We start from the raw sequence: 24,221 nt of genomic DNA on the forward strand, positions 1-24,221 counted from the left end.
TCCCAAGCAGTCACCCGACCCGCGGGCTCGCCGGTACGTCCGGCCGGCTCCTCTCACTGCAGGAGAGGAACCAGAGCCCGCGGGTCGCCTGCGTTCCGGCCCCGGGCCGGACGCCCGGGGCCGGACGTGCCCCGCCCGGCGGCTACGGGCAGAGGCGCTCCACGAGCCACTTCCCGCCGTCGCTGACGTAGCGCAGGCGGTCGTGCAGCCGGTTCTCGTGGCCCTGCCAGAACTCCACGGCGTCGGGGACGACGCGGTAGCCGCCCCACTCCGGCGGGACCGGCACCTGCTCGCCCTCCGGATAGCGCTCCTCCAGCTCCGCGTAGCGGCGGTCCAGCTCGGCGCGGGAGGCGATCACCCGGGACTGCTCGCTGGCCCAGGCGCCCAGTTGGGAGCCGTGCGGGCGGGAGCGGAAGTAGGCCGCCGTCTCGTCGCGGCCGGTACGGGAGGCCGTGCCGGTGACGATGACCTGGCGGGCGATGGGGTGCCAGGGGAAGAGCAGCGAGACGTACGGGTTCTCCGCGAGCTCGCGGCCCTTGCGGGAGCCGTAGTTGGTGAAGAAGACGAAGCCCCGGTCGTCGAACTGCTTCAGCAGCACCGTGCGGGAGCTGGGCCGGCCGTCGGAGGTCGCGGTCGAGACGACCATCGCGTTCGGTTCGAAGAGGTGCGCGTTGGCCGCCTGCTGGAACCACCGGGTGAATTGCCGCATGGGGTCGTCTTCGAGGGATTCCTCGGCGACGATTTCCGAGCGGTACTGCTTGCGCATGAGGGCGGGATCAAGGTCCTGATGGGTCACGCCGGCCATCCTGCCGCAGGACGGCGCCCGGCAGTGTGCCGTACGTCACGCTTCCGCCCGCCATCGGGAACCGCCAAAATCTTGGGGCCGGTCCGAGGGGCCCCCGAGGGGTCACCGACGGCCGTGCCGGGCATCAACGGGGATGACCGCGCCGGACCGCGAATCACGCCGGGAGCCGCGCGTGTTCGCACTATCTGAGGAGCCGCCTGATGTCCGACTTCGTACCCGGGCTCGAAGGGGTCGTCGCGTTCGAAACCGAGATCGCCGAACCGGACAAGGAAGGCGGATCGCTGCGCTATCGCGGCGTCGACATCGAGGACCTCGTCGGGCACGTGTCCTTCGGGAACGTGTGGGGTCTGCTGGTCGACGGCGCGTTCAACCCGGGCCTGCCCGCCGCCGAGCCCTTCCCGATCCCCGTCCACTCCGGGGACATCCGCGTCGACGTGCAGTCCGCGCTCGCGATGCTCGCCCCCGTGTGGGGCCTGAAACCGCTGCTCGACATCGACGAGCGGACCGCCCGCGACGACCTGGCGCGCGCGGCCGTGATGGCGCTGTCGTACGTCGCCCAGTCCGCGCGCGGGCAGGGCCTGCCGATGGTGCCGCAGAAGGAGATCGACAAGGCCGAGTCGGTCGTCGAGCGGTTCATGATCCGCTGGCGGGGCGAGCCGGACCCGAGGCACGTCAAGGCCGTCGACGCGTACTGGACCTCGGCCGCCGAGCACGGCATGAACGCCTCGACGTTCACGGCCCGGGTGATCGCCTCGACCGGCGCGGACGTCGCCGCCGCCCTGTCGGGTGCCGTCGGCGCCATGTCCGGGCCCCTGCACGGCGGGGCGCCGTCCCGCGTGCTGGGCATGATCGAGGAGATCGAGCGCACCGGCGACGCCGTGGCGTACGTGAAGAAGGCCCTGGACAAGGGCGAGCGGCTGATGGGCTTCGGGCACCGCGTGTACCGCGCCGAGGACCCCCGCGCGCGCGTGCTGCGGCGCACCGCCAAGGAGCTGGACGCACCGCGCTACGAGGTGGCGGCCGCGCTGGAGAAGGCCGCGCTGGAGGAGCTGCACGCGCGCCGTCCCGACCGGGTGCTCGCGACGAACGTGGAGTTCTGGGCCGCGATCATGCTGGACTTCGCGGAGGTCCCGGCGCACATGTTCACGTCGATGTTCACCTGCGCCCGGACCGCCGGCTGGTCGGCGCACATCCTGGAGCAGAAGCGCACGGGCCGCCTGGTGCGGCCGTCGGCGCGGTACATCGGACCGGGGGTGCGCAACCCGCGGGAGATCGCCGGTTACGAGGACATCGCCGCGACGGCCTGAGCGCGCGGAAGGCGCCGCACCCTACGGCGGGGTGCGGCGCCTTCGGCGTGCCCGGCGTGCCCGGCGTTCGCCGCGCTCAGCCCAGGGCGGCGTCCAGGATGCGGGACCACTGGGCGACGACGCGGGCGCGGCGGGCCGTGTCGTCGGTGAGGACGTTGGCCAGGCCCAGACCGCGGGCCATGTCGAGCAGGCCCTGCACGGTCTCCCGTACGCCCGGTGCGGACTCGTCCGCACCGAGGAGTTCCACGGCGATGCGGTGGGTCTCGCGGCCGACCCGGGCTTCGAGTTCGGTGACCTGGGGGCGCAGCTGGTCCTCGTTGGAGGCGGCGACCCACAGTTGCAGGGCGGCGCGGAAGAGGGTGCCGGTGTAGAGGTCGACCAGGGCCTCGACGACCGCCGGGCGCGGGGCGGGGCCCGCGTGGAAGAGCTCGCGCAGCGCGGCGGAGCGTTCCTCGGCGACGTAGGCGACGGCGGCGGTGAAGAGGTCCTCGCGGGTCGGGAAGTGGTACTGGGCGGCCCCGCGCGAGACGCCGGCGCGTTCGGCGACGACGGCGACGGTGGAGCCGGCCCAGCCCTGTTCGGCGAGGCAGGAGACGGCCGCCTCCAGGAGGTGGCGGCGGGTGACCCGGCTGCGGGCCTGCTTGGGTCCGGCGGCGGCCCTGGGGGCGCTCTCGGTGCCGGGGCCGCCGCTCACAGCGCCCATGACGGATCCCGGCGCGCGAAGCGGGCGCCGATGCCCTCGCGGGCCTCGTCGGAGGCGAAGTGGCGGGCGGACAGCTCCGTCAGGGCGGCGCCGTCCCGGTCGAGGGCGGCCCGTACGGGGGCGGTGACCAGCCGCTTGGTCTCGGCGAGGGCCTGCGGGCCGGCCTTGCGCAGGCCGGCGAGGACGGGTGCGAGGACCTGGTCCACGTCCTCGCCGTGCAGGGTGAGCAGGCCGATGCGGGTCGCCTCGGCCGCGTCGAAGGCCTCGGCGGTCAGGAAGTACCGGGCGGCGGCGCGCGGGTCCAGGCGGGGCAGCAGCGGTGCGGAAATCACGGCCGGGACGACGCCCAGGTGGGTCTCGGTGAAGGCGTACGTGGACGCGGGCCCGGCGGCGGCGATGTCGCAGGCGCCGAGCAGGCCGAGGCCGCCCGCGCGGACGTGGCCGGTGACGCGGGCGACGACGGGCTTGGGCAGTTCGGCGATCTCCCGGAGCAGGGCCAGGAAGTCGGCCGGGTCGCAGGGGGACTTGAGGTCGGCCCCGGCACAGAAGGTGTTGCCGGTGTGGGTGAGGACGACCGCCCGCACGGCCGGGTCCGCGCCCGCCGCGGCGAGGGCCGCCCGCACCTCCCCGACCAGGGCCGCGGAGAGTGCGTTGCGGTTGGCCGGGGAGTCGAGCGTGAGGGTGGTGACGCCGTGCGCTTGCGCGGCGTGCACGAGTGGGGCCATGTCTCCTCCGGAGCGGTGTATCGGTCGGGCGGGATCCTCGGGGAGGGTATGCGGCGCGGGGGCCGCCCGCCGGAGCCGGGGCCGCCCCGGCCCCGGCACGGGCCGTCCCCGACGGCAGGCCTAGTAGGACTTGGGGAGACCCAGGGTCTGGTGCGAGACGAAGTTGAGGATCATCTCGCGGCTGACGGGGGCGATGCGGGACACCCGCGAGGCGGTGATGAGGGACGCCAGACCGTATTCGCGGGTGAGACCGTTGCCGCCCAGCGTGTGGACGGACTGGTCCACCGCCTTCACACAGGCCTCGGCGGCAGCGTACTTGGCCATGTTCGCGGCCTCCCCCGCGCCCATGTCGTCGCCTGCGTCGTAGAGGTGGGCGGCCTTCTGCATCATCAGGCGGGCGAGTTCCAGCTCGATGTGGGCGGCCGCGAGGGGGTGGGCGATGGCCTGGTGGGCGCCGATGGCCTCCTTCCACACCTGGCGGGTCTTCGCGTAGTCGACGGCCTTGGCGAGGGCGTGGCGGCCCATGCCGATGGCGAACGCGGCGGTCATGATGCGCTCGGGGTTGAGTCCGGCGAACAGCTGGAGGAGGCCCGCGTCCTCGTCGCCGACCAGCGCGTCGGCGGGCAGCCGGACCTCGTCGAGGACGAGTTCGAACTGCTTCTCCGCCGCCTGGAGCTCCATCTCTATGACGGAGCGGGAGAAGCCGGGGGTGTCGCGGTCGACGATGAACAGGCAGGGCTTGAGGCTGCCGGTCCTGGCGTCTTCGGTGCGGCCGACGATGAGGGTGGCGTCGGCGATGTCCACGCCCGAGATGAAGACCTTGCGGCCGGTGAGGACCCACTCCTCGCCGTCGCGGCGGGCGGTGGTGGTGATGCGGTGGGAGTTGGAGCCGGCATCGGGCTCGGTGATGCCGAAGGCCATGGTGCGGCTGCCGTCGGCGAGACCGGGGAGCCAGGCCCGCTTCTGGGCCTCGGTGCCGAAGCGGGCGATGACCGTGCCGCAGATGGCGGGTGAGACGACCATCATCAGCAGGGGGCAGCCGGCGGCGCCCAGTTCTTCGAGGACGATGGAGAGTTCGGCGATGCCGCCGCCTCCGCCGCCGTACTCCTCGGGGAGGTTGACCCCCAGGTAGCCGAGCTTGGCCGCGTCGGCCCACAGCTCGTCGGGGTGGCCGCCCTCGCGGGCGACGCGGGCGAGGTAGTCACGGCCGTAGCGCCGCCCGAGGGCGGCGACGGCGGTACGCAGGGCCTTGTGCTCTTCGGTTTCGACGACGGAGCTCATGCGGGCGTTTCCTCCTGGACGACGGCGAGCAGGGCGCCGAACTCGACCTGGCGGCCGGTGGCGGCGTGGAGCGCGGTGAGCGTGCCGGAGGCGGGCGAGACGATGCGGTGCTCCATCTTCATGGCCTCCAGCCAGAGCAGGGGCTGCCCGGCGGTGACGGGGCTGCCGGGGGCGAGGCCCTCGGCGACACGGACGACGGTGCCGGGCATGGGGGCGAGCAGCGAGCCGGGCGCGGTGCGGTCCTGGGGGTCGGCGAACCGGGGCAGCCGGGTCAGGGTGTGGGCGCCGAGCGCCGAATCGACGTGGACCTCGGGGCTGTTCGATTCGTGTTTCACGTGGAACATCCGCCGGATCCCGTCGACTTCGAGGGTGACGAGAGCGGGTCCGGTGGCCAGGACGCGCACACCGGGCTGGTCGACGGGGACCGGGGGCCCGCTGCGGGCGGGGTGGTAGCGGATCTCGTACGTGGTCTCGCCCGACCGGTAGGAGCGGGTCTGCGGCTGCGACGGCACGTTGCGCCAGCCGCCGAGGCGGGCGGCGAGCGGGGCGTCCGGGGCCGGGGCGGCGTCGGCGAGGGCGGCGGCGAGCGCGGCGAGGGCGAGGGCGCGAGCGGTGTCCGGGGTGTCCTCGGTGAGGGCGGCGAGGTGGCGGTCGTAGAAGCCGGTGTCGAGGCGGGCGGCGGCGAACTCCGGGTGCCGCAGGGACCGTACGAGGAGTTCGCGGTTGGTTGTCAGCCCGTGGATCCGGGCTTCGGCGAGGGCCCGGGCGAGGGCGCGGACGGCCTCGGCTCGGGTCGGGGCGTGGGCGATGACCTTGGCGAGCATGGGGTCGTAGTGGATGCCGACGGTGTCCCCGTCGGCGAAGCCGGTGTCCACGCGGACCCGGCCGGGGACGGCGAGGGTGCGCAGGACGCCGGTCTGCGGGCGCCAGTCCCGCGCGGGGTCCTCGGCGTAGAGGCGGGCCTCGACGGCGTGCCCGCTGGGCTCGGGGGGCGCCGGGGGCAGCGCCGCGCCCTCGGCCACGCGCAGCTGGAGGGCGACGAGGTCGAGGCCGAAAACGGCCTCGGTGACGGGGTGTTCCACCTGGAGGCGGGTGTTCATCTCCAGGAAGTACGGGCGGCCGTCGGCGGTGACGAGGAATTCGACGGTGCCGGCGCCCCGGTAGGAGACGGCGCGGGCGGCGGCCGTGGCGGCCTGGTGGAGGCTCTCGCGCAGGGCGTCCGGGAGGCCGGGCGCCGGGGCCTCCTCGATGACCTTCTGGTGGCGCCGCTGGAGGGAGCAGTCGCGGGTGCCCAGCGCCCAGACGGTGCCGTGGGCGTCGGCGAGGACCTGCACCTCGACGTGGCGGCCGCGCTCGACGTAGGGCTCCGCGAAGACCTCCCCGTCGCCGAACGCGGAGCGGGCCTCGGCGGACGCGGCCTCCAGCTCCTCCTTCAGCGCGTCGAGGTCGCGTACGACGCGCATGCCGCGGCCGCCGCCGCCCGCGGCGGCCTTCAGGAGCAGGGGCAGGTCGGCGGCGGTGGCGGTCGCCGGGTCCACGGGGTCGAGGAGCGGGACCCCGGCGGCGCGCACGAGTTCCTTGGCGCGGGTCTTGGAGGCCATGGCCTCGATGGCCTCGGGGGGCGGGCCGATCCAGGCGAGGCCCGCGTCCTCGACGGCCCGGGCGAAGCCGGCGTTCTCGGAGAGGAATCCGTAGCCGGGGTGGACGGCGTCGGCGCCCGCCGCGAGGGCGGCCGCGATGATCAGGTCGCCGCGCAGGTAGGTGTCGGCGGGGGCCGCCCCGGGGAGCCGTACGGCGGCGTCGGCGTCCCGGACGTGCAGGGCGTCGGCGTCCGGGTCGGAGTGGACGGCGACGGTGGCGAGGCCGAGGGCCCGGGCGGTACGGAAGATCCGTACCGCGATCTCGCCGCGGTTGGCCACCAGGAGGGAAGTCAGGTTCGTCATGTGCGGGCTCACATCCGGAAGACGCCGAAGCCGCCGCGGGCGCCCTCGACGGGGGCATTGTGGACGGCCGACAGGCACAGGCCGAGGACGGTACGGGTGTCACGCGGGTCGATGACCCCGTCGTCGTACAGCCGCCCGGACAGGAACATCGGCAGGGACTCGGACTCGATCTGCGCCTCGACGAAGGCGCGCATCCCGGCGTCGGCCTCCTCGTCGTAGGGCAGCCCCTTCGCCTCGGCGGACTGCCGGGCGACGATGGAGAGCACCCCGGCGAGCTGCTGGGGGCCCATCACGGCCGACTTGGCGCTGGGCCACGCGAACAGGAACCGGGGCTCGTAGGCCCGCCCGCACATGCCGTAGTGGCCGGCGCCGTAGCTGGCGCCGATGAGGACGGACAGGTGCGGGACACGGGAGTTGGAGACCGCGTTGATCATCATCGAGCCGTGCTTGATGATGCCGCCCTGCTCGTACTCCTTGCCGACCATGTAGCCGGTGGTGTTGTGGAGGAAGAGCAGCGGGATGTCGCGCTGGTTGGCGAGCTGGATGAACTGGGCGGCCTTCTGCGACTCTGCGCTGAACAGCACCCCCTGGGCGTTGGCGAGGATGCCGACGGGATACCCGTGCAGGGTGGCCCAGCCGGTGACGAGGCTGGTGCCGTAGAGGGGCTTGAACTCGTCGAAGTCGGAGGCGTCGACGAGACGGGCGATGACCTCGCGCGGGTCGAAGGGGGTCTTGAGGTCGGCGGGCACGATGCCGAGGAGCTCCTCGGGGTCGTACACGGGCTCCTCGGCGCGCGGCGGGGCGGGCTGCGGCTTGCGGTGGTTGAGGCGGGCGACGACCCGGCGGGCCTGGCGGATGGCGTCGTACTCGTCGAGGGCGTAGTAGTCGGCGAGACCGGAGGAGCGGGCGTGCATGTCGGCCCCGCCGAGGGACTCGTCGTCGCTCTCCTCGCCGGTGGCCATCTTGACGAGCGGCGGACCGCCGAGGAACACCTTGGAACGGTCCTTGATCATGATGGTGTGGTCGGACATCCCGGGGATGTACGCGCCTCCGGCGGTGGAGTTGCCGAAGACTACGGCGACGGTGGGGATCCCGGCGGCCGAGAGCCGCGTCAGATCGCGGAACACGGCCCCGCCCGGGATGAAGATCTCTTTCTGGGAGGGGAGGTCCGCGCCGCCGGACTCGACGAGGCTGATGCAGGGGAGCCGGTTCTGGCGGGCGATCTCGTTGGCCCGCAGCGCCTTCTTGAGGGTCCAGGGGTTGGAGGCGCCGCCCCGGACGGTCGGGTCGTTGGCGGTGACCAGGCACTCGACGCCCTCGACGGTCCCGATGCCGGTGACCATGGACGCGCCGACGGGGTAGTCGCTGCCCCAGGCCGCGAGGGGGGACAGCTCCAGGAACGGGGTGTCGGGGTCGAGGAGCAGCTCCACCCGCTCCCGGGCGAGGAGTTTGCCGCGGGTCTTGTGGCGGGCGGTGTACTTCTCGCCGCCGCCGGCGAGGGCCTTGTGGTGTTCGGCGGCGAGCCCGTCGAGACGTTCGAGCGCGGTGGCGCGGGCCTCGGCGTACTCGGGGGCGAGGGGGTCGACGGCGGTGCCGAGACGGGTCATGGGGTGGCCTCCGGGGCCGGGAGGAGGTCGAGGGGGATGTCCGTGTGGCGGGCGCGCAGCCATTCGCCGAGGGCCTTGGCCTGGGGGTCGAAGCGGTGGCCGGAGGCGACGCCGTCGCCGAGGAGGCCGGGGACGGTGAAGTTCAGGGCGCGGAGGTGGGGAAGGACGTGGCGGGCGACGGGGAGAGGGGCCGTCTCGGGGAGCAGGGCCTGGAAGGCGTCGACGGTGAGGGTGGCGTGCAGCCAGGCCCACGCCGCGTCGCTCTCGACCCACACGCCGACGTTGGCGTCCCCGCCCTTGTCCCCGCTGCGCGCCCCCACCAGCGCCCCGAGCGGCCCGCGCCTGGTCGGCCCCGTCGGAGCCGGCGGCGGTACGGGCCCGCCCCCGGACCCCCGCGCCCCGGACGCCGGCGGGGCGGGAGATGGCAGGGCCGGAGAGGGCAGGGCCGGAGATGGCGGCGGCGCCGCGATGGCCGGGGGGACCGGCAGGCGGGTGCCGTTGGGGAGCACCGCCGTGTGGGGGACGGACGCGGCCGGGACCTCGGCCGAGGTGAAGACGCCGTACGGCTGGGCCGGCCCCGGCGCGGCCGTCACGTGGAAGCCCGGATAGCTGGCGAGCGCCAGCTCGACCGCGGCGGCGGTCAGGCTCCGGCCGACCGGGTCGGGGGACGGATCCCGCACCACCAGCCGCAGCAGCGCGCTCGACGTCTCCTGCGTCGCCGCGTCCGCGTGGTCCGTCCGGGCCAGCGTCCAGTCCACCTCCGCGACGTCCCGCAGCGCGTCCGCCAGCTGCGCCCGCACCAACTCCTCCTTGGCCTCGATGTCCAGCCCCGTCAGGACGAACACCACCTCGTTGCGCCACCCGCCGATCCGGGTCACGCCCACCTTGAGCGTCCCGGGCGGGGCCTCCCCGCGGACCCCCGAGATCCCGATCCGGTCCGCCCCGACCGACAGCAGCCGCACCGTGTCCAGCCGGGCCGTCACGTCCGGGCCGAGGTACCGGACGCCCTGCGTCTCGTACAGGAGTTGGGCCGTGACCGTACCGACGGAGACCACCCCGCCGGTGCCGGGGTGTTTGGTGACGACCGAGGAGCCGTCCTCGCAGACCTCGGCCAGCGGGAATCCCGGCGCGCGGACGTCGTGCCGGGTGAAGAAGGAGTAGTTGCCGCCGGTGGCCTGGGTACCGCACTCCAGGACGTGGCCCGCGACCACCGCGCCCGCGAGCCGGTCGTAGTCGTCGGGGGCCCAGTCGAACCACCACGCCGCCGGGCCGCTGACCAGCGCGGCGTCGGTGACCCGGCCGGTCACCACGATGTCCGCGCCCGCCCGCAGGCAGGCCGTGATCCCGGCCCCGCCGAGGTACGCGTTCGCCGTCAGCGCCCCGTCCTCGTACGGCATCAGGTCGTCGCCCTCCACATGGGCCACCGAGGCGGGGATGCCCAGCTTCGCCGCGAGGGCCCGGACCGCGTCCGCCAGGCCCGCCGGGTTCAGGCCGCCCGCGTTCGTGACGATCCGTACGCCCCGCTCGTGGGCGAGCCCGAGGCACTCCTCCAGCTGGCGCGGGAAGGTCTTGGCGTAGCCGAGCCCCGGGTTCTTCAGCCGGTCGCGGCCGAGGATCAGCATGGTCAGCTCGGCCAGGTAGTCGCCGGTCAGGACGTCCAGCGGGCCACCGGTCAGCATCTCGCGCAGGGCGGCGGAGCGGTCGCCGTAGAACCCCGAGGCGTTGCCGATGATCAGGGGCCGCCGGGTCACCGGGAGGCCCCCGGGGCGCGGCCGGGGCCCGCCGGGCCCGCGAAGGCCTGGGCGATGTCCAGCCAGCGGTCCGCTTCCGGGCCGGTGGCCGTCAGGGCCAGGTCGGCGCGGTGGGCCCGCTGGGTCACCAGCAGGCAGAAGTCGAGCGCGGGGCCGGTGACCCGCTCGGCCGCCTCCGCCGGGCCGTACGTCCACGTCCCGCTCCCGTCGGGGGCGGTCAGCTCGATCCGGAACTCGGCGGCGGGCGCCGGCAGGCCCCGTACCGCGTAGGCGTAGTCCCTGGCCCGCACCCCGATCCGCGCCACGTGCCGCAGCCGGGCCGTGGGCGTACGGCGCACCCCCAGCGCGTCGGCGACGTCCTGGCCGTGCGCCCAGGTCTCCATCAGCCGGGCGCTGGCCATCGAGGCGGCCTTCATCGGCGGCCCGTACCAGGGGAACCGGGTGTCGGGCGAGGCGACGGCGAGCGCCCCGTCGAGGACGGTACGGGTCTCCCGCCAGCGGGCGAGCAGCTCGGCGGGCGCCAGCCGGGCACCCTCGGCGGCGCCTTCGTCGACGAAGCTCTCGGGCGCGGCCACCGCCTCCCGGACCATGCGCCCGAAGCCGGCGGGATCGGTGAGCGACAGCAGCGCGGCCCGGTCGGTCCAGTGCAGGTGGGCGATCTGATGGGCGATGCTCCACCCGGAAGCGGGCGTGGCCTCGGCCCACTCCGGCGCGGGCAACTCCCTTACCAGAGCTTCGAGTTCGCTCCCCTCCTCCCGGAGATCTGCGAACACGGCGACGGCGGACGGATCGGGCACGGTGCGCTCCCCTTCTCGGCGTGAGGGGAACACTGACAGCCCGACCCAAAACAATCAAGCATGCTTGCATGATTTTCCGAGCACCTGTCGGGAACCCGCCGCGGGCTTGTCGCGATCGCGCCAGGCGCGACGAACACCGCGTATCAAAAGGGACTTGACGCACCGCCCGCTTCGGGCAGGCCCGGGCGGGCGCCGGGCCATCGGGTGGGCGGGGGTGGATTCGGACGTGCGGCGGGAAGGCGGGGAACGGGGTCGGTGGCGCGCCGATACTGAAGGCTCCGCTCCGGGCCCAGAGCGCGCACACGTTCATGTCACTCGACGCAGAGGATGAACTGACGTGGCCTCAGCCGATTTCACCCGCTCTCCCGCACCGCTCCCGCCCGTCTCGCTGTACCCCGAGCTCGACGCGGCCGCCCTCACCGCCTACGCCGCCGCCCTCGAAACCGGTGAAGCGCGCGGGCTCTCCCCCGCGCGGGCCGCCGAGATCGAGGAGTTCCGGTCCGTCGCCGTCTTCAGCCGCGGCAAGGTCACCGGCGCCGACGGGGACCTGCTGGACGCCGCGCTGTGGCGGCACACCGGGCCCGAGCCGCGGGCCGTGATCGTGATGCCCTCGCCGTGGACGGACCTCGGCTGGCTCTCGTACGCCGTGCAGGCCACCCTCTTCGCGGCCCGCGGCTACGACGTCCTCGCCTACACCGCCCGCGGGTTCGCCGGCTCGCTCGGCGAGGTCGACGTCGCGGGTCCGCTCGACGTCGCCGACGGCAGCCGCGCCCTGGACCACCTCGTCGAGCGCTGTGCCGGCCCGGTCACCAAGGTCGGCTTCCTCGGGGACTCGTACGGCTCCGGCATCAGCCAGCTCGTCGCCGCGCACGACACCCGCGTCGACGCCGTCGTGGCGCTCAGCACCTGGGGCGACCTCGCGGAGGTGTTCTACGAGAACTCCACCCGCCGCACCGCCGCCGTGCGGGCACTGCTCGACGCGGCCGCGCGGGCGCGGCTGAGCCCGCAGACGCGCAGCGTGTTCGAGAACGTCCTCGCCGACCGGGACGTCCAGGGCACCCTGCGCTGGGCGGAGACGCGCTCGCCCTTCAGCCACGTCAAGGAGCTCAACCGGCGGCAGGTGCCGGTGTTCTTCTCGCACGCCTGGCACGAGACGCTCTTCCCCGGCAACCAGACGCTCAAGACGTTCAACGAGCTCACCGGCCCCAAGCGCCTCGACTGTTCCATCGGCGACCACTGCGGCCCCGAGATGTCCGGCCTGCTCGGCCTGCCCAACCGGATCTGGACGGACGCCCACCGCTGGTTCGACCAGCACCTGCGCGGCATCGACACCGGCATCGCGGACGAGGGCCAGGTGATCGGCGAGGTCATGTGGAGCCGGGCCCTGGAGCCGCGCCCCGGCTGGCACTCGCTCCCCGAGGGGATCCGCCGCCTCTACCTCGGCTCCGGCGGGGAGCTCGCGGGCCGGCCCGAGGCCGGCTGGAGCACGCCCGTGCTGTGCGGCGTGGACACCCCGGCGACCGTCGCCGACGCGATCGTGCGGGCCGGGTACGCGGAGATGGCCGGGCGCCCGAAGAGCTACCCGGCCCGCGACATCGACCGCACCGTCGCGGCCGTGTGGGCGACGCCGCCGGTGGAGGAGACCACCCGGCTGCGCGGCGTACCCCGGCTGCGGGTCACCTACCGGGCCGCGAACCCGGGCTCCAGCTTCGTCGCGTACCTCTTCGACCAGGCGCCCGACGGCTCGGCGCACATCGTCACGCACGCCCCGTACACCGACCGCGGCCCCGAGCCGGACCGCCTGGTCGGCGCGGACTTCGAGCTCCAGGCCACGGCGTACGACATCCCGCGCGGGCACCGCCTGCTGCTGGTGCTCGCCGCGCTCGACCCGTTCTACGGGGACGCCAACCTGCCCCGCGCGACCCTGGCGTTCACCTCGCCGGAGGCGACGCCGAGCTGTCTGGAGCTGCCGCTGGGAGGCTGAGGCTGCGGCTGACCGGCGGCCCGTGGATCACGCCCGCCCGGCCGGACCCCCGCGGCCGGGCGGGCGGCCGGGCGGGCGGGGGCGCGCCGGCGTCAGGCGTCCGGCGCGCGCCGGCGGCGGGTCTGGGAGCGGACCGCGCCCATGCTGGCCGCGATCACCAGGGCGATCGCCAGCGCGTCCAGGCCGGACATGGCCTGGTGGAGGACGAGGAAGCCGGCCGCGGCGGCGATCGCCGGTTCCAGGCTCATCAGGATCGCGAAGGTCGGGGCCGGCAGGCGCCGCAGGGCGAGCAGTTCCAGGGTGTACGGGAGGACGGACGACAGCACCGCCACGCCGACGCCGAGGGCCAGGGTGCCCGGGAGCAGCAGGTCGGAGCCGGCTTCGAGCGCGCCCAGCGGGAGGGACAGCAGCGCCGCCACCGCCATGGCCAGGGCGAGGCCGTCCGCCTGGGGGAAGCGGCGGCCGGTGCGGGCGCTGAAGACGATGTACGCCGCCCACATCCCGCCCGCGCCGAGGGCGAAGGCGGCGCCGAGGGGGTCCAGGCCGCCGAAGCCGCCGCCGCCGTGCGTGGACAGCAGGACCACCCCGGCCAGGGCCAGACCGGCCCAGAGCAGGTTGACCAGGCGGCGGGAGACGGCGACGGAGAGCGCCAGCGGGCCGAGGACCTCCAGGGTGACGGCCGGGCCGAGCGGGATGCGGTCGATGGCCTGGTAGAAGAGGCCGTTCATGCCCGCCATGGTCACGCCGAACCAGACGACGGTGGTCCAGTCCGAGCGGGAGTACCCGCGCACCTTGGGGCGGCAGATCAGCAGGAGGACGACGGCCGCGGCGGCGAGGCGCAGCGTGACGACGCCTGCGGCGCCGACCCGGGGCATCACCATGACCGCGAGGGCGGCGCCGAACTGCACCGAGATCCCCGCCGAGACCACCAGCGCGACCGGGCCCAGCGGGGAGGGGCGGGCGCTGCCGCCGGCTCCGGTGGCCCGGGCGGCGGTGGCGGCGTGCGTCGGGGACGGGGAAGGTGCGGGCATTTGTCCAGACTAAGGGGTATGTACGGGCCGCTCGATCGGGAGGCCGTCGGCCAGGAGTTCCGCGAGGTGGTGGGCCCGGTACGGGGAGAGCTGCGCGATCTGCGTCCGGCAGGAGAAGCCGTCGGCCAGGATCGCGGGCCCGCTGTCGCGCGCCGCGTCGAGGGACGGCAGGAGCTGCTCCCGCGCGCACGCCACCGAGACGGCGTGGTGGCCCGGCTCGAAGCCGAAGTTGCCCGCGAGGCCGCAGCAGCCGCCGCTGAGCTCGCCGGTGAGGCCGGCGCGCTCGCGCAGCCGGCGGTCGGCGGCGTCGCCGAGGACGGCGTGCTGGTGGCAGTGCGTCTGCCCGACGACCGGCCGGTCCAGGCGCGGCGGCCGCCAGTGCGGGGCGTACTGCTCCAGGGCCTCGGCGAAGGTGCGGACGGCGGCGGCGAGGCGGTGGGCGCGGGGGTCGTCGGGGAGGAGGGCGGGCAGGTCGGTGCGGAGGGCCGCGGCGCAGCTGGGTTCGAGGACGATGACGGGGCGGACGGGGGCGTCGCCGGGGGCGCCGGGGTCGTCGGGGTCGTCGCCGAGGCGGGTGAGCGTGCGGCGCAGGACGGTGCGGGCGCGGTCGAGGCGGCCGGTGGAGACGTAGGTCAGCCCGCAGCAGACAGGGCCCCGCGGGACGGTGACCTCCAGGCCGGCGGCCTCCAGTACGCGGACGGCGGCGCGGCCGGTCTGCGGGGAGAGGTACTCGGTGAAGGTGTCGGGCCACAGGGTGACGGCGGTGGCCCCCGGGCCCTGCGGGCGGCTCCCCCCACCCCGCCCCTTCCCGAAACCGGGCTCCGCCCGGCCCCGCGCCTCAAACGCCGGCGAGGCTGAAGACTCCCCGGCCCCGTCCCCGGCGGCGGACGCCGAAGCCGCCCCGTCCCCCGCTGCGGACGCCGAAGACGGTCCGCCCCCGGCGGCGGACGCTGAAGGCTCCCCGTCCCCCGCGGCGGACGCCGAAAACGCCCCGCCCCCCGCTGCGGACGCCGAAGACGGCCCGCCCCCGGCGGCGGACGCCGAAAGCTCCCCGGCCCCGTCCCCGGCGGCGGACGCCGAAAGCTCCCCGTCCCCGGCGGCGAAGGCTGGAGGCGCCACGGCGCGCGAGCGCCACCAGCGGGTGAACGGGGTGCGGGCCAGGGGTGGCAGCGGGCGCTCCCGGGTCAGGCCCGGGGGCGGGAGGCGGCGGGCGGCGGCGTTCAGCGGGGCCGCCGCCCGCAGCAGCGCGACCGTGCGGAGCAGCCGCGGCAGGCCGCCCAGCAGGTAGTGGGCCGGCGGGCGGATCCGGCCCGACCAGTGGTGGTGGAGGAACTCCGCCTTGTACGCGGCCATGTCCACCCCCACCGGGCAGTCGCTGCGGCAGCCCTTGCAGGACAGGCACAGGTCCAGCGCCTCGGCGACCTCCCGCGAGCGCCAGCCGTCCGTGACGACCTCGCCCGCCAGCATCTCGTGCAGCAGCCTCGCCCGGCCCCGCGTGGAGTGCAGCTCCTCCCCCGTCGCCCGGAACGACGGGCACATCACCCCCGGGCCGCCCACCTCCGTGGTCCGGCACTTCGCGACCCCGACGCACCGCGCCACCCCGTCCGACAGGTCCCCGCCGTCCGGCGGCAGCACCGCGAAGCGGAGGTTCTCGTCCAGGCGGGCCGGGCGGACCAGCATCCCCGGGTTCATGCCGCCCGCCGGGTCCCACACGTCCTTGTACGCGCCGAAGAGGGCGATCACCTCCGGCCCGTACATCCGGGGAAGGAGCTCCGCCCGCGCCTGCCCGTCGCCGTGCTCCCCCGACAGGGAGCCCCCGTGGGAGACGACCAGGTCGGCGAGCTCCCCCGAGAAGGTCCGGAAGCGGGCGATCCCCGCCGGGGACACCAGGTCGAAGTCGATCCGTACGTGCACGCAGCCCTCGCCGAAGTGCCCGTACGGCGTCCCGCGCAGCCCGTGCGCCGCCAGCAGGGCGCGGAACTCCCGCAGGTACGCCCCCAGCCGGGCCGGCGGGACCGCGCAGTCCTCCCACCCGGGCCAGGCCACTCCCCCGTCCGGGGTCCGCGTCGCCGTGCCCGCCGCGTCCTCCCGGATCCGCCACAGCGCCCGCTGCCCCGCCGGGTCCGTGACCAGCAGGGAGTCAACGGCGTCGGCGCCCCGTACGAGGGAGCGCGCGGCGCCCTCGTCCCGCATCTCCACGAACAGCCAGGCGTCCCCGCGCGGCAGCCCGGCCGCCGCCGCGCCCGGCACCAGGTCCCGCGCCATGCCCTCCACCGTCAGCGGCCCGGCCCCGAGCAGCCCCGCCGCCGCGTCGGCGGCCGCGCTCTCGTCGGCGTACCCGAGCACCGCGAGCACCGGCGCGCTCGGCGCTTCCACCAGGCGCACCACCGCCTCGGTCACCACCCCCAGCGTGCCCTCGCTCCCGCAGAACGCCCGGGCCACCCGCACGCCCCGCTCCGGCAGCAGCGCGTCCAGCCCGCCGTAGCCGGAGATCCGCCGGGAGAACCCGCCGGCCAGGCCCGTGCGCAGCACCGCCAGGTTCCCCGCCACCAGTTCCCGCAGGCCCTCGGGCGCGCCCGCCCAGCCCGTCCCGAGCCGGTACGAGGAGCCGCCGTACGCCGTCACCGACAGCTCCGTCACGTTGTCGGCGGTGGTCCCCCAGGCCACCGAGTGCGCCCCGCACGCGTTGTTGCCGATCATCCCGCCCAGGGTGCAGCGCGCGTGCGTGGAGGGGTCCGGCCCGAAGGCCAGCCCGTACGGGCGCACCGCGTCCCGCAGCCGGTCGAGCACCAGCCCCGGCTGCACCACGGCCGTCCGCGCCGCCGGGTCCACCGACACCAGCGCGTTCATGTGCCGGGTGAGGTCCAGGACCACCCCGACGCCCGTGGCCTGGCCCGCGATGGACGTCCCGCCGCCGCGCGGCACGACCGGGAACCCGGCGTCGGCGCAGATCCGCAGCGCGGCCGCCACGTCCCCGGCGTCGCGCGGGGCGACGACCCCGGCCGGGACGCGCCGGTAGTTAGAGGCGTCCATCGTGGTGAGGGCCCGCGCGGCGGCCCCGAAGTCCACCTCCCCGCGCAGCTCCGACCGCAATGTCCGTTCGAGTTCCCCGGGTGACGTCACGCGCCCACCCTGCCACCGGCCGGGCCCGTCTCACCGGGTGGACGCGCCTCCGAGGCGTGGACCGGGACCCGATACGCTCCGCTCGTGGCTGAGATCCAGATTCCCGCTGACATCAAGCCCGCCGACGGACGCTTCGGCGCGGGCCCCTCCAAGGTGCGGACCGAGGCGCTGGACGCCCTCGCCGCCACCGGTACCTCCCTGCTCGGAACCTCACACCGCCAGGCCCCGGTCAAGAACCTGGTCGGATCGGTGCGCCAGGGCATCCGGGACCTCTTCTCGCTGCCCGAGGGTTACGAGGTGATCCTGGGCAACGGCGGCTCCACCGCCTTCTGGGACGTCGCGACCGCCGGTCTCATCGAGCGGAAGTCCCAGCACCTCACGTTCGGCGAGTTCTCCTCCAAGTTCGCCAAGGCCGCGAAGCTCGCGCCGTGGCTGGACGAGCCGTCGGTGATCTCCTCGGAGCCGGGCACCCACCCGGACCCGGTCGCCGAGGCCGGCGTGGACGTGTACGCGTACACCCACAACGAGACCTCGACGGGTGTCGCCGCGCCGATCAAGCGCGTCGCGGGCGCCGATGCCGGTTCGCTCGTTCTGGTGGACGCGACCTCGGGCGCCGGCGGTCTGCCGGTGGACATCACCGAGACCGACGTCTACTACTTCGCCCCGCAGAAGTCCTTCGCCTCCGACGGCGGCCTGTGGCTGGCGGCGTTCTCCCCGGCGGCCCTGGAGCGCGCGGCCCGCGTGCACGCCTCCGGCAGCCGGCACGTCCCGGAGTTCTTCTCGCTGCCGACGGCGATCGACAACTCGCTGAAGAACCAGACGTACAACACCCCGGCGCTGTCCACCCTCTTCCTGCTGAACGAGCAGCTGGAGTGGCTGAACGGCCAGGGCGGCCTGGAGTTCGCGACCGGACGTACGGCGGCCAGCGCGCGGAACCTGTACGGCTGGGCGGAGGCGTCGAAGTACGCCGCCCCGTTCGTCGTGGACGCCGACAAGCGCTCCGCCGTCATCGGCACGATCGACTTCTCCGACGACATCGACGCGGCCGCGATCGCCAAGGTGCTGCGCGCCAACGGCATCGTGGACACCGAGCCGTACCGCAAGCTCGGCCGCAACCAGCTCCGCATCGCGATGTTCCCGGCGATCGACCCGGCGGACGTGCAGGCGCTGACCGCCTGCATCGACCACGTCATCGAGAAGCTCTGACCGCACGGCGCTCCCGCGAAGCCCCCGGTGACCACCGCGTCCCCGGGGGCTTCGCCGTGTGCGGCGAGGGCGCGGCGACGGCGCGGCCGGGTGGCGGGCACCACCGGCGAAACCCCGTGCGCCCGGCCGCGATACCTTCGGGACGTTCAGGGCTCGGCGATTCTTGGAGGCAGCGGCGTGAGCGTGCGAGTGACAGCGGCACAAGGCGGCGTGGACCCCTTCGGCACGGCCCGGCTGCGGCGCGGGGTGCTCGACACGTGGGGCGCGGGCCCGGCCCGGTTCCGCGAGGACGCCAACGCCGAGGAGGACCTGGCGCTCGGCGGCTACCGGGACCGGCTGGTGGTCGAGCTGGCGCAGAACGCCGCCGACGCGGCCGCCCGGGCCGGGGCGGCGGGGCGGATGCGGCTCACCCTGCACCCCGGTGACGGCGGGCACGCGGTGCTGGCCGTCGCCAACACCGGTGCCCCGCTGGACGCGACGGGCGTGGAGTCGCTGAGCACCCTGCGCGCCTCCGCCAAGCGTGAGCCCTCGACGCCGGGCACCGAGACCGGCTCCGGCGCCACCGTCGGCCGGTTCGGCGTCGGCTTCGCCGCCGTCCTCGCCGTGTCCGACGAACCGGCGGTCCTGGGCCGCCACGGCGGGGTCCGCTGGTCCCTCGCCGAGGCCCGCGAACTCGCCCGGGACGCCGCGGGCGGCAGCCCCGGCCTCGGCGACGAGCTGCGCCGCCGCGACGGCCACGTCCCGCTGCTGCGCCTGCCGCTGCCCGCCGAGGGCACCGCGCCCGAGGGGTACGACACGGTCGTGGTCCTCCCGCTGCGCGACGCCGCCGCCGAGGACCTGGCGGAGCGGCTGCTGGCCGGCATCGACGACGCGCTGCTGCTCACCCTGCCCGGGCTGTGCGAGGTCGTCGTCGACACCCCGGCCGGCGGCACCCGGACGCTGCGGCGCCGCGACGAGGGCCCGTACACCGTCATCGAGGACTCCCGCACCGGCACCCACCGCTGGCGCACCGTCCGCCACAGCGGCGCCATCGAGCGCGCCCTGCTCGCCGGCCGCCCGGTCGAGGAGCGGCTGCGCCCCGTCTGGACGGTGTCCTGGGCGGTCCCCGTCGACTCCGACGGCGCGCCCGTCCGCCCGGCCACCGCGCCCGTGGTGCACGCGCCGACCCCGACCGACGAACCCCTCGGCATCCCGGCGCTGCTCATCGCGACCCTCCCGCTGGACACCGCCCGCCGCCACCCCGCGCCGGGCCCGCTGACCGACTTCCTCGTGGAGCGCGCGGCGGACGCCTACGCCGAACTCCTGGGCGTCTGGGAGCCGGTGAGCACCGCGCTCGTGGACCTCGTACCCGGGCCGCTCGGCAAGGGCGAGCTGGACGGGGCCCTGCGCGCGGCGGTGCTCCAGCGGCTGCCCCGGACGGCGTTCCTCGCGCCGGCGGCGCCCGCCCCGGCCTCCTCCGGCTTCGACGCGCACGCCGAGCCCGGCCCGGTCTCCGACTCGGTGTCCGACTCCGTGTCCGACACCGAGCGCGACGGCCGCGCCGCCCTGCGTCCCTTCGAGGCGGAGGTGGTGGAGGGCGCGGGCGCCGACACCGTACGGGTCCTCGCGGAGGTGCTGCCGACCCTGCTCCCGGCCGGGCTGGAGCGGCGCTCCGAGCTGCGCGCCCTGGGCGTGGGCCGGCTCCCGCTGGGCGACGCCATCGAGCGGATCGCCGGCATCGAGCGCACCCCGGACTGGTGGCACCGGCTCTACGACAGCCTCGCCGGGGTGGACCCGGACCGGCTGTCCGGGCTCCCGGTGCCGCTCGCCGACGGCCGGACCGCGATCGGGCCGCGGCACCTGCTGCTGCCCGGCGCGGACACCCCGGAGAGCCTGGCCCGGCTGGGGCTGAAGGTGGCCCACCCGGACGCCGCGCACCCGCTGCTGGAGAAGCTGGGCGCGCTCCCGGCGACGCCCCGCGCGGTCCTGACGACCCCGCAGGTACGGGCGGCCGTCGCGGCCTCGCTGGACGCGGGGGAGATCTGGGACGAGGACGCCCTCGACGCCGACGAGCTGGCCGAGGTGGTGCTCGCCCTGGTGCGGGGCGCCGGTCTGGCCCCCGGTGACGAGCCCTGGCTGGGCGCGCTGGCCCTCCCCGACGAGGACGGCGAGCTGACCCCGGCGGGCGAACTCCTGCTGCCGGGTTCCGCGTTGGCCTCGGTGGTGCGGGAGGACGAGATCCCGTACCTGGACGCCGAGCTGGCCGCCCGGTGGGACGCGGACACGCTCACCGCCGTGGGCGTACTGGCCGCCTTCCAGCTGGTCCGCGCCACCGACGTGGTCCTCGACCCGGACGAACTGGAGCCCCGTGACGGGGACTTCGCCGAGCCGGACGACGCGGGCCTGCTGGACGCGGTGGACGTGTGGTGCGAGGACCTCCTGGACCAGCTGCCGCAGACACCGGTGCCGCCGGTGGCCACGGAGCTGATCGCCGTCCGCGACCTCGACCTCGTCGACGACGACTGCTGGCCGCAGGCACTGGCCATGCTGGCGCAGCCGCCGCTGCGCGACGCGCTGACCCAGCCCGTACGGATCCTGCTGCCGGACGGCACCACCCGGTCGGTGCGCTCGTACACCGCCTGGTGGCTGCGCGACCACCCGGTGCTCGACGGCCGCCGCCCGGCCGGGCTGCGCGCGGCGGGCGGGGACCCGCTGCTGGCGGGCCTGTACACCCCGGCGGACGCCACCGGCTTCGAGGACGAGCAGGTCCTGCGGGCGCTGGGCGTACGCACCAGCGCGTCGGCCCTGCTGGAGGAGCCCGGTGGCGCGGCCGAGCTGCTGGGCCGTCTCGCCGACCCGGACCGCGAGGTGTCCGACCGGCAACTGCACGCCCTGTACGGGGCGCTGGCCGACCTGGATCCCGAGCAGGTGACCCTCCCGGACGAGCTGCGGGCGGTGGTGGACGGGGAGGTCCGCGTGGTGGACGCGGCCGACGCGGTCATCGCGGACGCCCCGGACCTGCTGCCGCTGACGGCGGGGCTGGCGCTGCTGCCGGTCGCCCCGGAGCGGGCGGCCGACCTGGCGGAGCTGCTCCAGGTGCGGCGGCTGTCGGAGACCGTCCCGGCGCAGGTCACGACGCCGGGCGAGGAGCACGACGTACCGGAGGCGGTACGGGTCCTGCTGGGCGCGGCGACGCCGGTGACGTACCTGGAGCACGAGGAGCTGATCGCGGGCGGCGTCGAGCTGGACTGGCGCCGCACCCCGGACGGCACCCTGCACGCGGCCACCCTGGAGGGCGTGGCGGCGGGCCTGGCGTGGGCGGCGGGCCAGTGGCCGCGCCGCTTCGAGGTGGCGGCGCTGCTGGAGGACCCCTCGCGCACGGCGGAACTGGCCCGCGACCGCTGGTTCGACTGACCGGCGCGGGCTCTGGCGCACGCGCTGCGGGCCGCGGGCTCCGGGCCGCGAGCTCCGGGCCGCCGTCTCCGGGCTGCGGGCCGCGCGCTCTAGGGCGCGGCCTGCGGGGTCAGCAGCGCGTCCGCGACGGCCGTCCGGGCGTAGAGCACCGAGCTCCGGGCCGCGAGCCGCGCGCTCTAGGGCGCGGGCTCCGGGCCGCGAGCTCCCGGCCGCCGTCTCCGGGCTGCGGGCCGCGCGCTCTAGGGCGCGGCCTGCGGGGTCAGCAGCGCGTCCGCGACGGCCGTCCGGGCGTAGAGCACCGAGCGGCCGTTGCGGTGCCCGGTGACCAGGCCGGCGTTGCGCAGGGCCGTGAGGTGCTGGGACACCCCGGCGGCGGACAGCCCGCAGCTGCGGGCGAGCTGGGTGGTGGAGGCGGGGACGTCGAGCTCGGCGAGCAGCTGCGCGCGGGAGCGGCCGAGCACGGCGGCGACCGCGTCGGCGGCCGGGCCGGGGGTCCGGGGCTCCCACAGGGAGCCGATGCCCCGGGCGGGATACGCCAGTTGGGGCGGCTCGGGCGGCACCGAACGGGTCAGCACGCGGGGCCAGGCGAAGGCGGAGGGCACCAGCAGCAGCCCCGATCCGGCCTGGTCCCGGGTCAGCTGGTACTGCCTGCGCACCATGCGCAGGGTTCCGGCGTCCCAGCGCACCGATTCGTGGAGCTCGCCCAGTACGCGGGCGGAGCCGTGCTCGGCGACCTGCCGGGCGCGGTGGAAGACATCGGCCTCCAGCAGCTGCCGCACCCGCGGCCAGTACGGGGCGAGGGCCAGCTCCCAGTACGTCTCGATCTCCGCGGCCACCTTCTCCAGCGCGGCCTCGGGCTCCTCGTGGAGCAGCCTGCGCCGGGGCGAGGGGCCGGACTTGCGCAGGAGCGTGGCGATGTCCGCCCGGACCTGCTCCGGGGTGCTGCGCCGGATGGCGGTCAGTTCCTCGGCGAGTTCGGGGAAGGGCCCGGCGGGGGTGGGGGTGAGGAAGTCGGCGAGGTAGCCGTCTCCGGGGACGAGGGCGGCCAGCCAGCCCCGGTCCAGGCCGGCGCGCAGCAGCCGGGGGCGCACCTGCGCGGCCCAACGGCGGTGCATCGCAGGCTCGGCGGGCCGCTTCAGCAGCAGGTAGCTGGTGACGACCTCCCACATCGGGGAAACCGCGAACCTGGTCTGCGCCAGATCCGTCGCGGAGAAGCTCAGTTCGGATTCCATACCGCCCCCGGTGGCTCGTTGGATTCGGTCTGAGCTTAATCAATTGGGGGCCGGGGCGGTGGGCCGCAGGCTCCTGCCATGCCCTCCACCTTCCGCGGTCTACCGCCCACCGTCTGGACGCTCTTCGCCGGCACGATCGTCAACCGCCTCGGCCACCTGGTCACCCCGTTCCTGGTGTTCCTGCTGGCCGACCGGGGCGTCACCGGCCCCGAGACCTCGTACGTCCTCGGCGCGCTCGGGGCCGGCAACCTGCTCGGCCCGGCGCTCGGCGGGGTGCTCGCCGACCGGATCGGCCGCCGCCCGACCATGCTGATCGGGCTCCTCGGCGCGGCGGCCGCCCAGGGCGCGCTGTTCCTCGCCCCCGGCCTGTGGACGATGGCGACGGCCGCGCTGCTGCTCAGCGTCGCGTCGGCGACGGTGGGCCCCGCCGCGTATGCGCTGATGGCCGACTCGGTGTCCCCGGAGCGGCGCCGGAGCGCGTACGCCCTGTTCGGCTGGGGCGTCAACATCGGCACCGCCGTGGCGGGCGTGCTCGGCGGCTTCCTCGCGGCGCACGGCTACTGGCTGCTCTTCGCCGTAGACGCGGGAACCCTGCTGGTCTACGCGACGGTCGTGGCGACCCGGCTGCGCGAGCCGGCCCGCATCCCCGCCCCCATCCCCACAGCCGCTCCCGCCGCCGCCGGCGCCCCCGCAGCCGCAGCCGCGGCCCCGGGCGAGGAGTACACCGGCATCGGCTACGGGGTCGTCTTCCGCGACCGGCTGATGCTCGCCCTGCTCCCGCTGTTCGGCATCCAGCTGTTCGTGTACTCGCTGACCGAGGTCGCGCTGCCGCTGGCGGTGCGCGACAGCGGCCTCTCCCCCGCCGTGTACGGGGCGATGGCGGCGGTCAACGCCGTGCTGGTCGTGGCGCTCCAGCCGGTGGTGACGGCCCGCCTCTCCCGGCTCCCGCAGCTCCCGGTGCAGGCGGCGGGCAGCGTGCTGATCGCCGCCGGGGTGGCGCTGACCGGCTTCGCGGACTCCGTCGCCGGGTACGCGGCGTCGGTGGTCGTCTGGTCCGTCGGCGAGGTGGTGGTCGCCGGGATCGCGGTCTCGGTGGTCGCCGGCCTCGCCCCGGCCGCCGCGCGCGGCCGCTACCAGGGCGCCTTCGGCTGGACCTGGGGCCTCGCCCGCTTCTGCGCCCTCACCCTGGGCGTCACCCTCTACACCGGGGCCGGTGCGGCGGCCCTGTGGTGGACGGCCCTGGTGGCAGGCCTCCTCTCGGCGGCCGCCACCCTGGCGCTGCGCACCCGCGTCGCGGCCCGTACGGCCCACGGCCTCGCGGCGTGACGCCCTG

16 protein-coding genes are annotated in these 24,221 nt (G+C 75.6%); 5 read left to right on the forward strand and 11 right to left on the reverse strand.

The window, feature by feature from the left end; all coding sequences use genetic code 11:
• Positions 1-142: 142 nt before the first annotated feature.
• The gene (gene pdxH / locus EES41_RS16665) at positions 143-805 is read right to left on the reverse strand and encodes a pyridoxamine 5'-phosphate oxidase (protein WP_254211473.1); all 663 of its coding nucleotides are present in this window, start codon (positions 803-805) and stop codon (positions 143-145) included.
• A gap of 200 nt (positions 806-1,005) precedes the next feature.
• On the opposite strand from pdxH, the gene EES41_RS16670 reads away from it, so the two are divergent.
• Complete coding sequence (locus EES41_RS16670) at positions 1,006-2,112, forward strand: citrate synthase 2 (protein WP_037794287.1); 1,107 nt, start codon at positions 1,006-1,008, stop codon at positions 2,110-2,112.
• 76 nt (positions 2,113-2,188) lie between these two features.
• On the opposite strand, the gene EES41_RS16675 is transcribed toward EES41_RS16670, so the two are convergent.
• From EES41_RS16675 to EES41_RS16705, 7 genes are all read right to left on the reverse strand, one after another.
• Positions 2,189-2,815: a TetR/AcrR family transcriptional regulator gene (locus EES41_RS16675; protein ID WP_123079231.1), complete on the reverse strand. Its 627-nt coding sequence runs from the start codon at positions 2,813-2,815 to the stop codon at positions 2,189-2,191.
• On the reverse strand, positions 2,803-3,540 hold the full coding sequence (locus EES41_RS16680) for an enoyl-CoA hydratase family protein (protein ID WP_123079233.1): 738 nt from the start codon (positions 3,538-3,540) through the stop codon (positions 2,803-2,805). Before EES41_RS16680 ends, EES41_RS16675 begins: the two co-directional genes overlap by 13 nt.
• Before the next feature lie 120 nt (positions 3,541-3,660).
• Positions 3,661-4,821, reverse strand: coding sequence for an acyl-CoA dehydrogenase family protein (locus tag EES41_RS16685; RefSeq protein ID WP_123079235.1), 1,161 nt, complete (start codon positions 4,819-4,821; stop codon positions 3,661-3,663).
• On the reverse strand, positions 4,818-6,764 hold the full coding sequence (locus EES41_RS16690; protein WP_123079237.1) for a biotin carboxylase N-terminal domain-containing protein: 1,947 nt from the start codon (positions 6,762-6,764) through the stop codon (positions 4,818-4,820). Before EES41_RS16690 ends, EES41_RS16685 begins: the two co-directional genes overlap by 4 nt.
• An 8-nt stretch (positions 6,765-6,772) precedes the next feature.
• Entirely contained in the window at positions 6,773-8,371 is a 1,599-nt protein-coding gene (locus EES41_RS16695; protein ID WP_123079239.1) for an acyl-CoA carboxylase subunit beta, read from the reverse strand.
• Positions 8,368-10,122: an acyclic terpene utilization AtuA family protein gene (locus EES41_RS16700; protein WP_123079241.1), complete on the reverse strand. Its 1,755-nt coding sequence runs from the start codon at positions 10,120-10,122 to the stop codon at positions 8,368-8,370. Before EES41_RS16700 ends, EES41_RS16695 begins: the two co-directional genes overlap by 4 nt.
• Positions 10,119-10,919, reverse strand: a complete 801-nt coding sequence (locus tag EES41_RS16705; RefSeq protein ID WP_123079243.1) for a TIGR03084 family metal-binding protein — start codon at positions 10,917-10,919, stop codon at positions 10,119-10,121. The genes EES41_RS16700 and EES41_RS16705 overlap by 4 nt, the downstream gene beginning before the upstream one ends.
• Positions 10,920-11,256: 337 nt before the next feature.
• On the opposite strand from EES41_RS16705, the gene EES41_RS16710 reads away from it, so the two are divergent.
• A complete protein-coding gene (locus EES41_RS16710; RefSeq protein WP_123079245.1) occupies positions 11,257-12,903 on the forward strand; it encodes a CocE/NonD family hydrolase in 1,647 nt (548 codons plus the stop codon).
• A gap of 92 nt (positions 12,904-12,995) precedes the next feature.
• On the opposite strand, the gene EES41_RS16715 is transcribed toward EES41_RS16710, so the two are convergent.
• Together EES41_RS16715 and EES41_RS16720 are read right to left on the reverse strand one after the other, a co-directional pair.
• The gene (locus EES41_RS16715; protein WP_123079247.1) at positions 12,996-13,934 is read right to left on the reverse strand and encodes a DMT family transporter; all 939 of its coding nucleotides are present in this window, start codon (positions 13,932-13,934) and stop codon (positions 12,996-12,998) included.
• A gap of 9 nt (positions 13,935-13,943) precedes the next feature.
• Positions 13,944-16,967: an FAD-binding and (Fe-S)-binding domain-containing protein gene (locus EES41_RS16720; protein WP_123082522.1), complete on the reverse strand. Its 3,024-nt coding sequence runs from the start codon at positions 16,965-16,967 to the stop codon at positions 13,944-13,946.
• A 174-nt stretch (positions 16,968-17,141) separates the two neighbouring features.
• Between EES41_RS16720 and serC the strand changes: the two genes are divergently transcribed.
• Both serC and EES41_RS16730 read left to right on the forward strand, forming a co-directional pair.
• On the forward strand, positions 17,142-18,263 hold the full coding sequence (gene serC, locus EES41_RS16725) for a phosphoserine transaminase (protein ID WP_123079249.1): 1,122 nt from the start codon (positions 17,142-17,144) through the stop codon (positions 18,261-18,263).
• A gap of 177 nt (positions 18,264-18,440) precedes the next feature.
• Positions 18,441-21,656, forward strand: coding sequence for a sacsin N-terminal ATP-binding-like domain-containing protein (locus EES41_RS16730; protein WP_164495863.1), 3,216 nt, complete (start codon positions 18,441-18,443; stop codon positions 21,654-21,656).
• Positions 21,657-21,895: 239 nt separating this feature from the next.
• Here EES41_RS16730 and EES41_RS16735 read toward each other — a convergent pair whose 3' ends face one another.
• On the reverse strand, positions 21,896-22,888 hold the full coding sequence (locus EES41_RS16735) for a DUF5937 family protein (RefSeq protein ID WP_123079253.1): 993 nt from the start codon (positions 22,886-22,888) through the stop codon (positions 21,896-21,898).
• Between the two features lie 78 nt (positions 22,889-22,966).
• On the opposite strand from EES41_RS16735, the gene EES41_RS16740 reads away from it, so the two are divergent.
• On the forward strand, positions 22,967-24,214 hold the full coding sequence (locus EES41_RS16740; RefSeq protein ID WP_123079255.1) for an MFS transporter: 1,248 nt from the start codon (positions 22,967-22,969) through the stop codon (positions 24,212-24,214).
• The last annotated feature ends 7 nt before the right edge of the window (positions 24,215-24,221 follow it).

This window comes from Streptomyces sp. ADI95-16 (assembly GCF_003721495.1).
In the GTDB taxonomy this organism is placed as follows: domain Bacteria; phylum Actinomycetota; class Actinomycetes; order Streptomycetales; family Streptomycetaceae; genus Streptomyces; species Streptomyces goshikiensis.

Coding starts and splice junctions, on each gene's coding strand:
- pdxH (WP_254211473.1), bottom strand. CDS start 805: ATGGCCGGCGTGACCCATCAGGACCTTGATCCCGCCCTCATGCGCAAG.
- EES41_RS16670 (WP_037794287.1), top strand. CDS start 1,006: ATGTCCGACTTCGTACCCGGGCTCGAAGGGGTCGTCGCGTTCGAAACC.
- EES41_RS16675 (WP_123079231.1), bottom strand. CDS start 2,815: ATGGGCGCTGTGAGCGGCGGCCCCGGCACCGAGAGCGCCCCCAGGGCC.
- EES41_RS16680 (WP_123079233.1), bottom strand. CDS start 3,540: ATGGCCCCACTCGTGCACGCCGCGCAAGCGCACGGCGTCACCACCCTC.
- EES41_RS16685 (WP_123079235.1), bottom strand. CDS start 4,821: ATGAGCTCCGTCGTCGAAACCGAAGAGCACAAGGCCCTGCGTACCGCC.
- EES41_RS16690 (WP_123079237.1), bottom strand. CDS start 6,764: ATGACGAACCTGACTTCCCTCCTGGTGGCCAACCGCGGCGAGATCGCG.
- EES41_RS16695 (WP_123079239.1), bottom strand. CDS start 8,371: ATGACCCGTCTCGGCACCGCCGTCGACCCCCTCGCCCCCGAGTACGCC.
- EES41_RS16715 (WP_123079247.1), bottom strand. CDS start 13,934: ATGCCCGCACCTTCCCCGTCCCCGACGCACGCCGCCACCGCCGCCCGG.
- EES41_RS16720 (WP_123082522.1), bottom strand. CDS start 16,967: ATGGACGCCTCTAACTACCGGCGCGTCCCGGCCGGGGTCGTCGCCCCG.
- EES41_RS16735 (WP_123079253.1), bottom strand. CDS start 22,888: ATGGAATCCGAACTGAGCTTCTCCGCGACGGATCTGGCGCAGACCAGG.
- EES41_RS16740 (WP_123079255.1), top strand. CDS start 22,967: ATGCCCTCCACCTTCCGCGGTCTACCGCCCACCGTCTGGACGCTCTTC.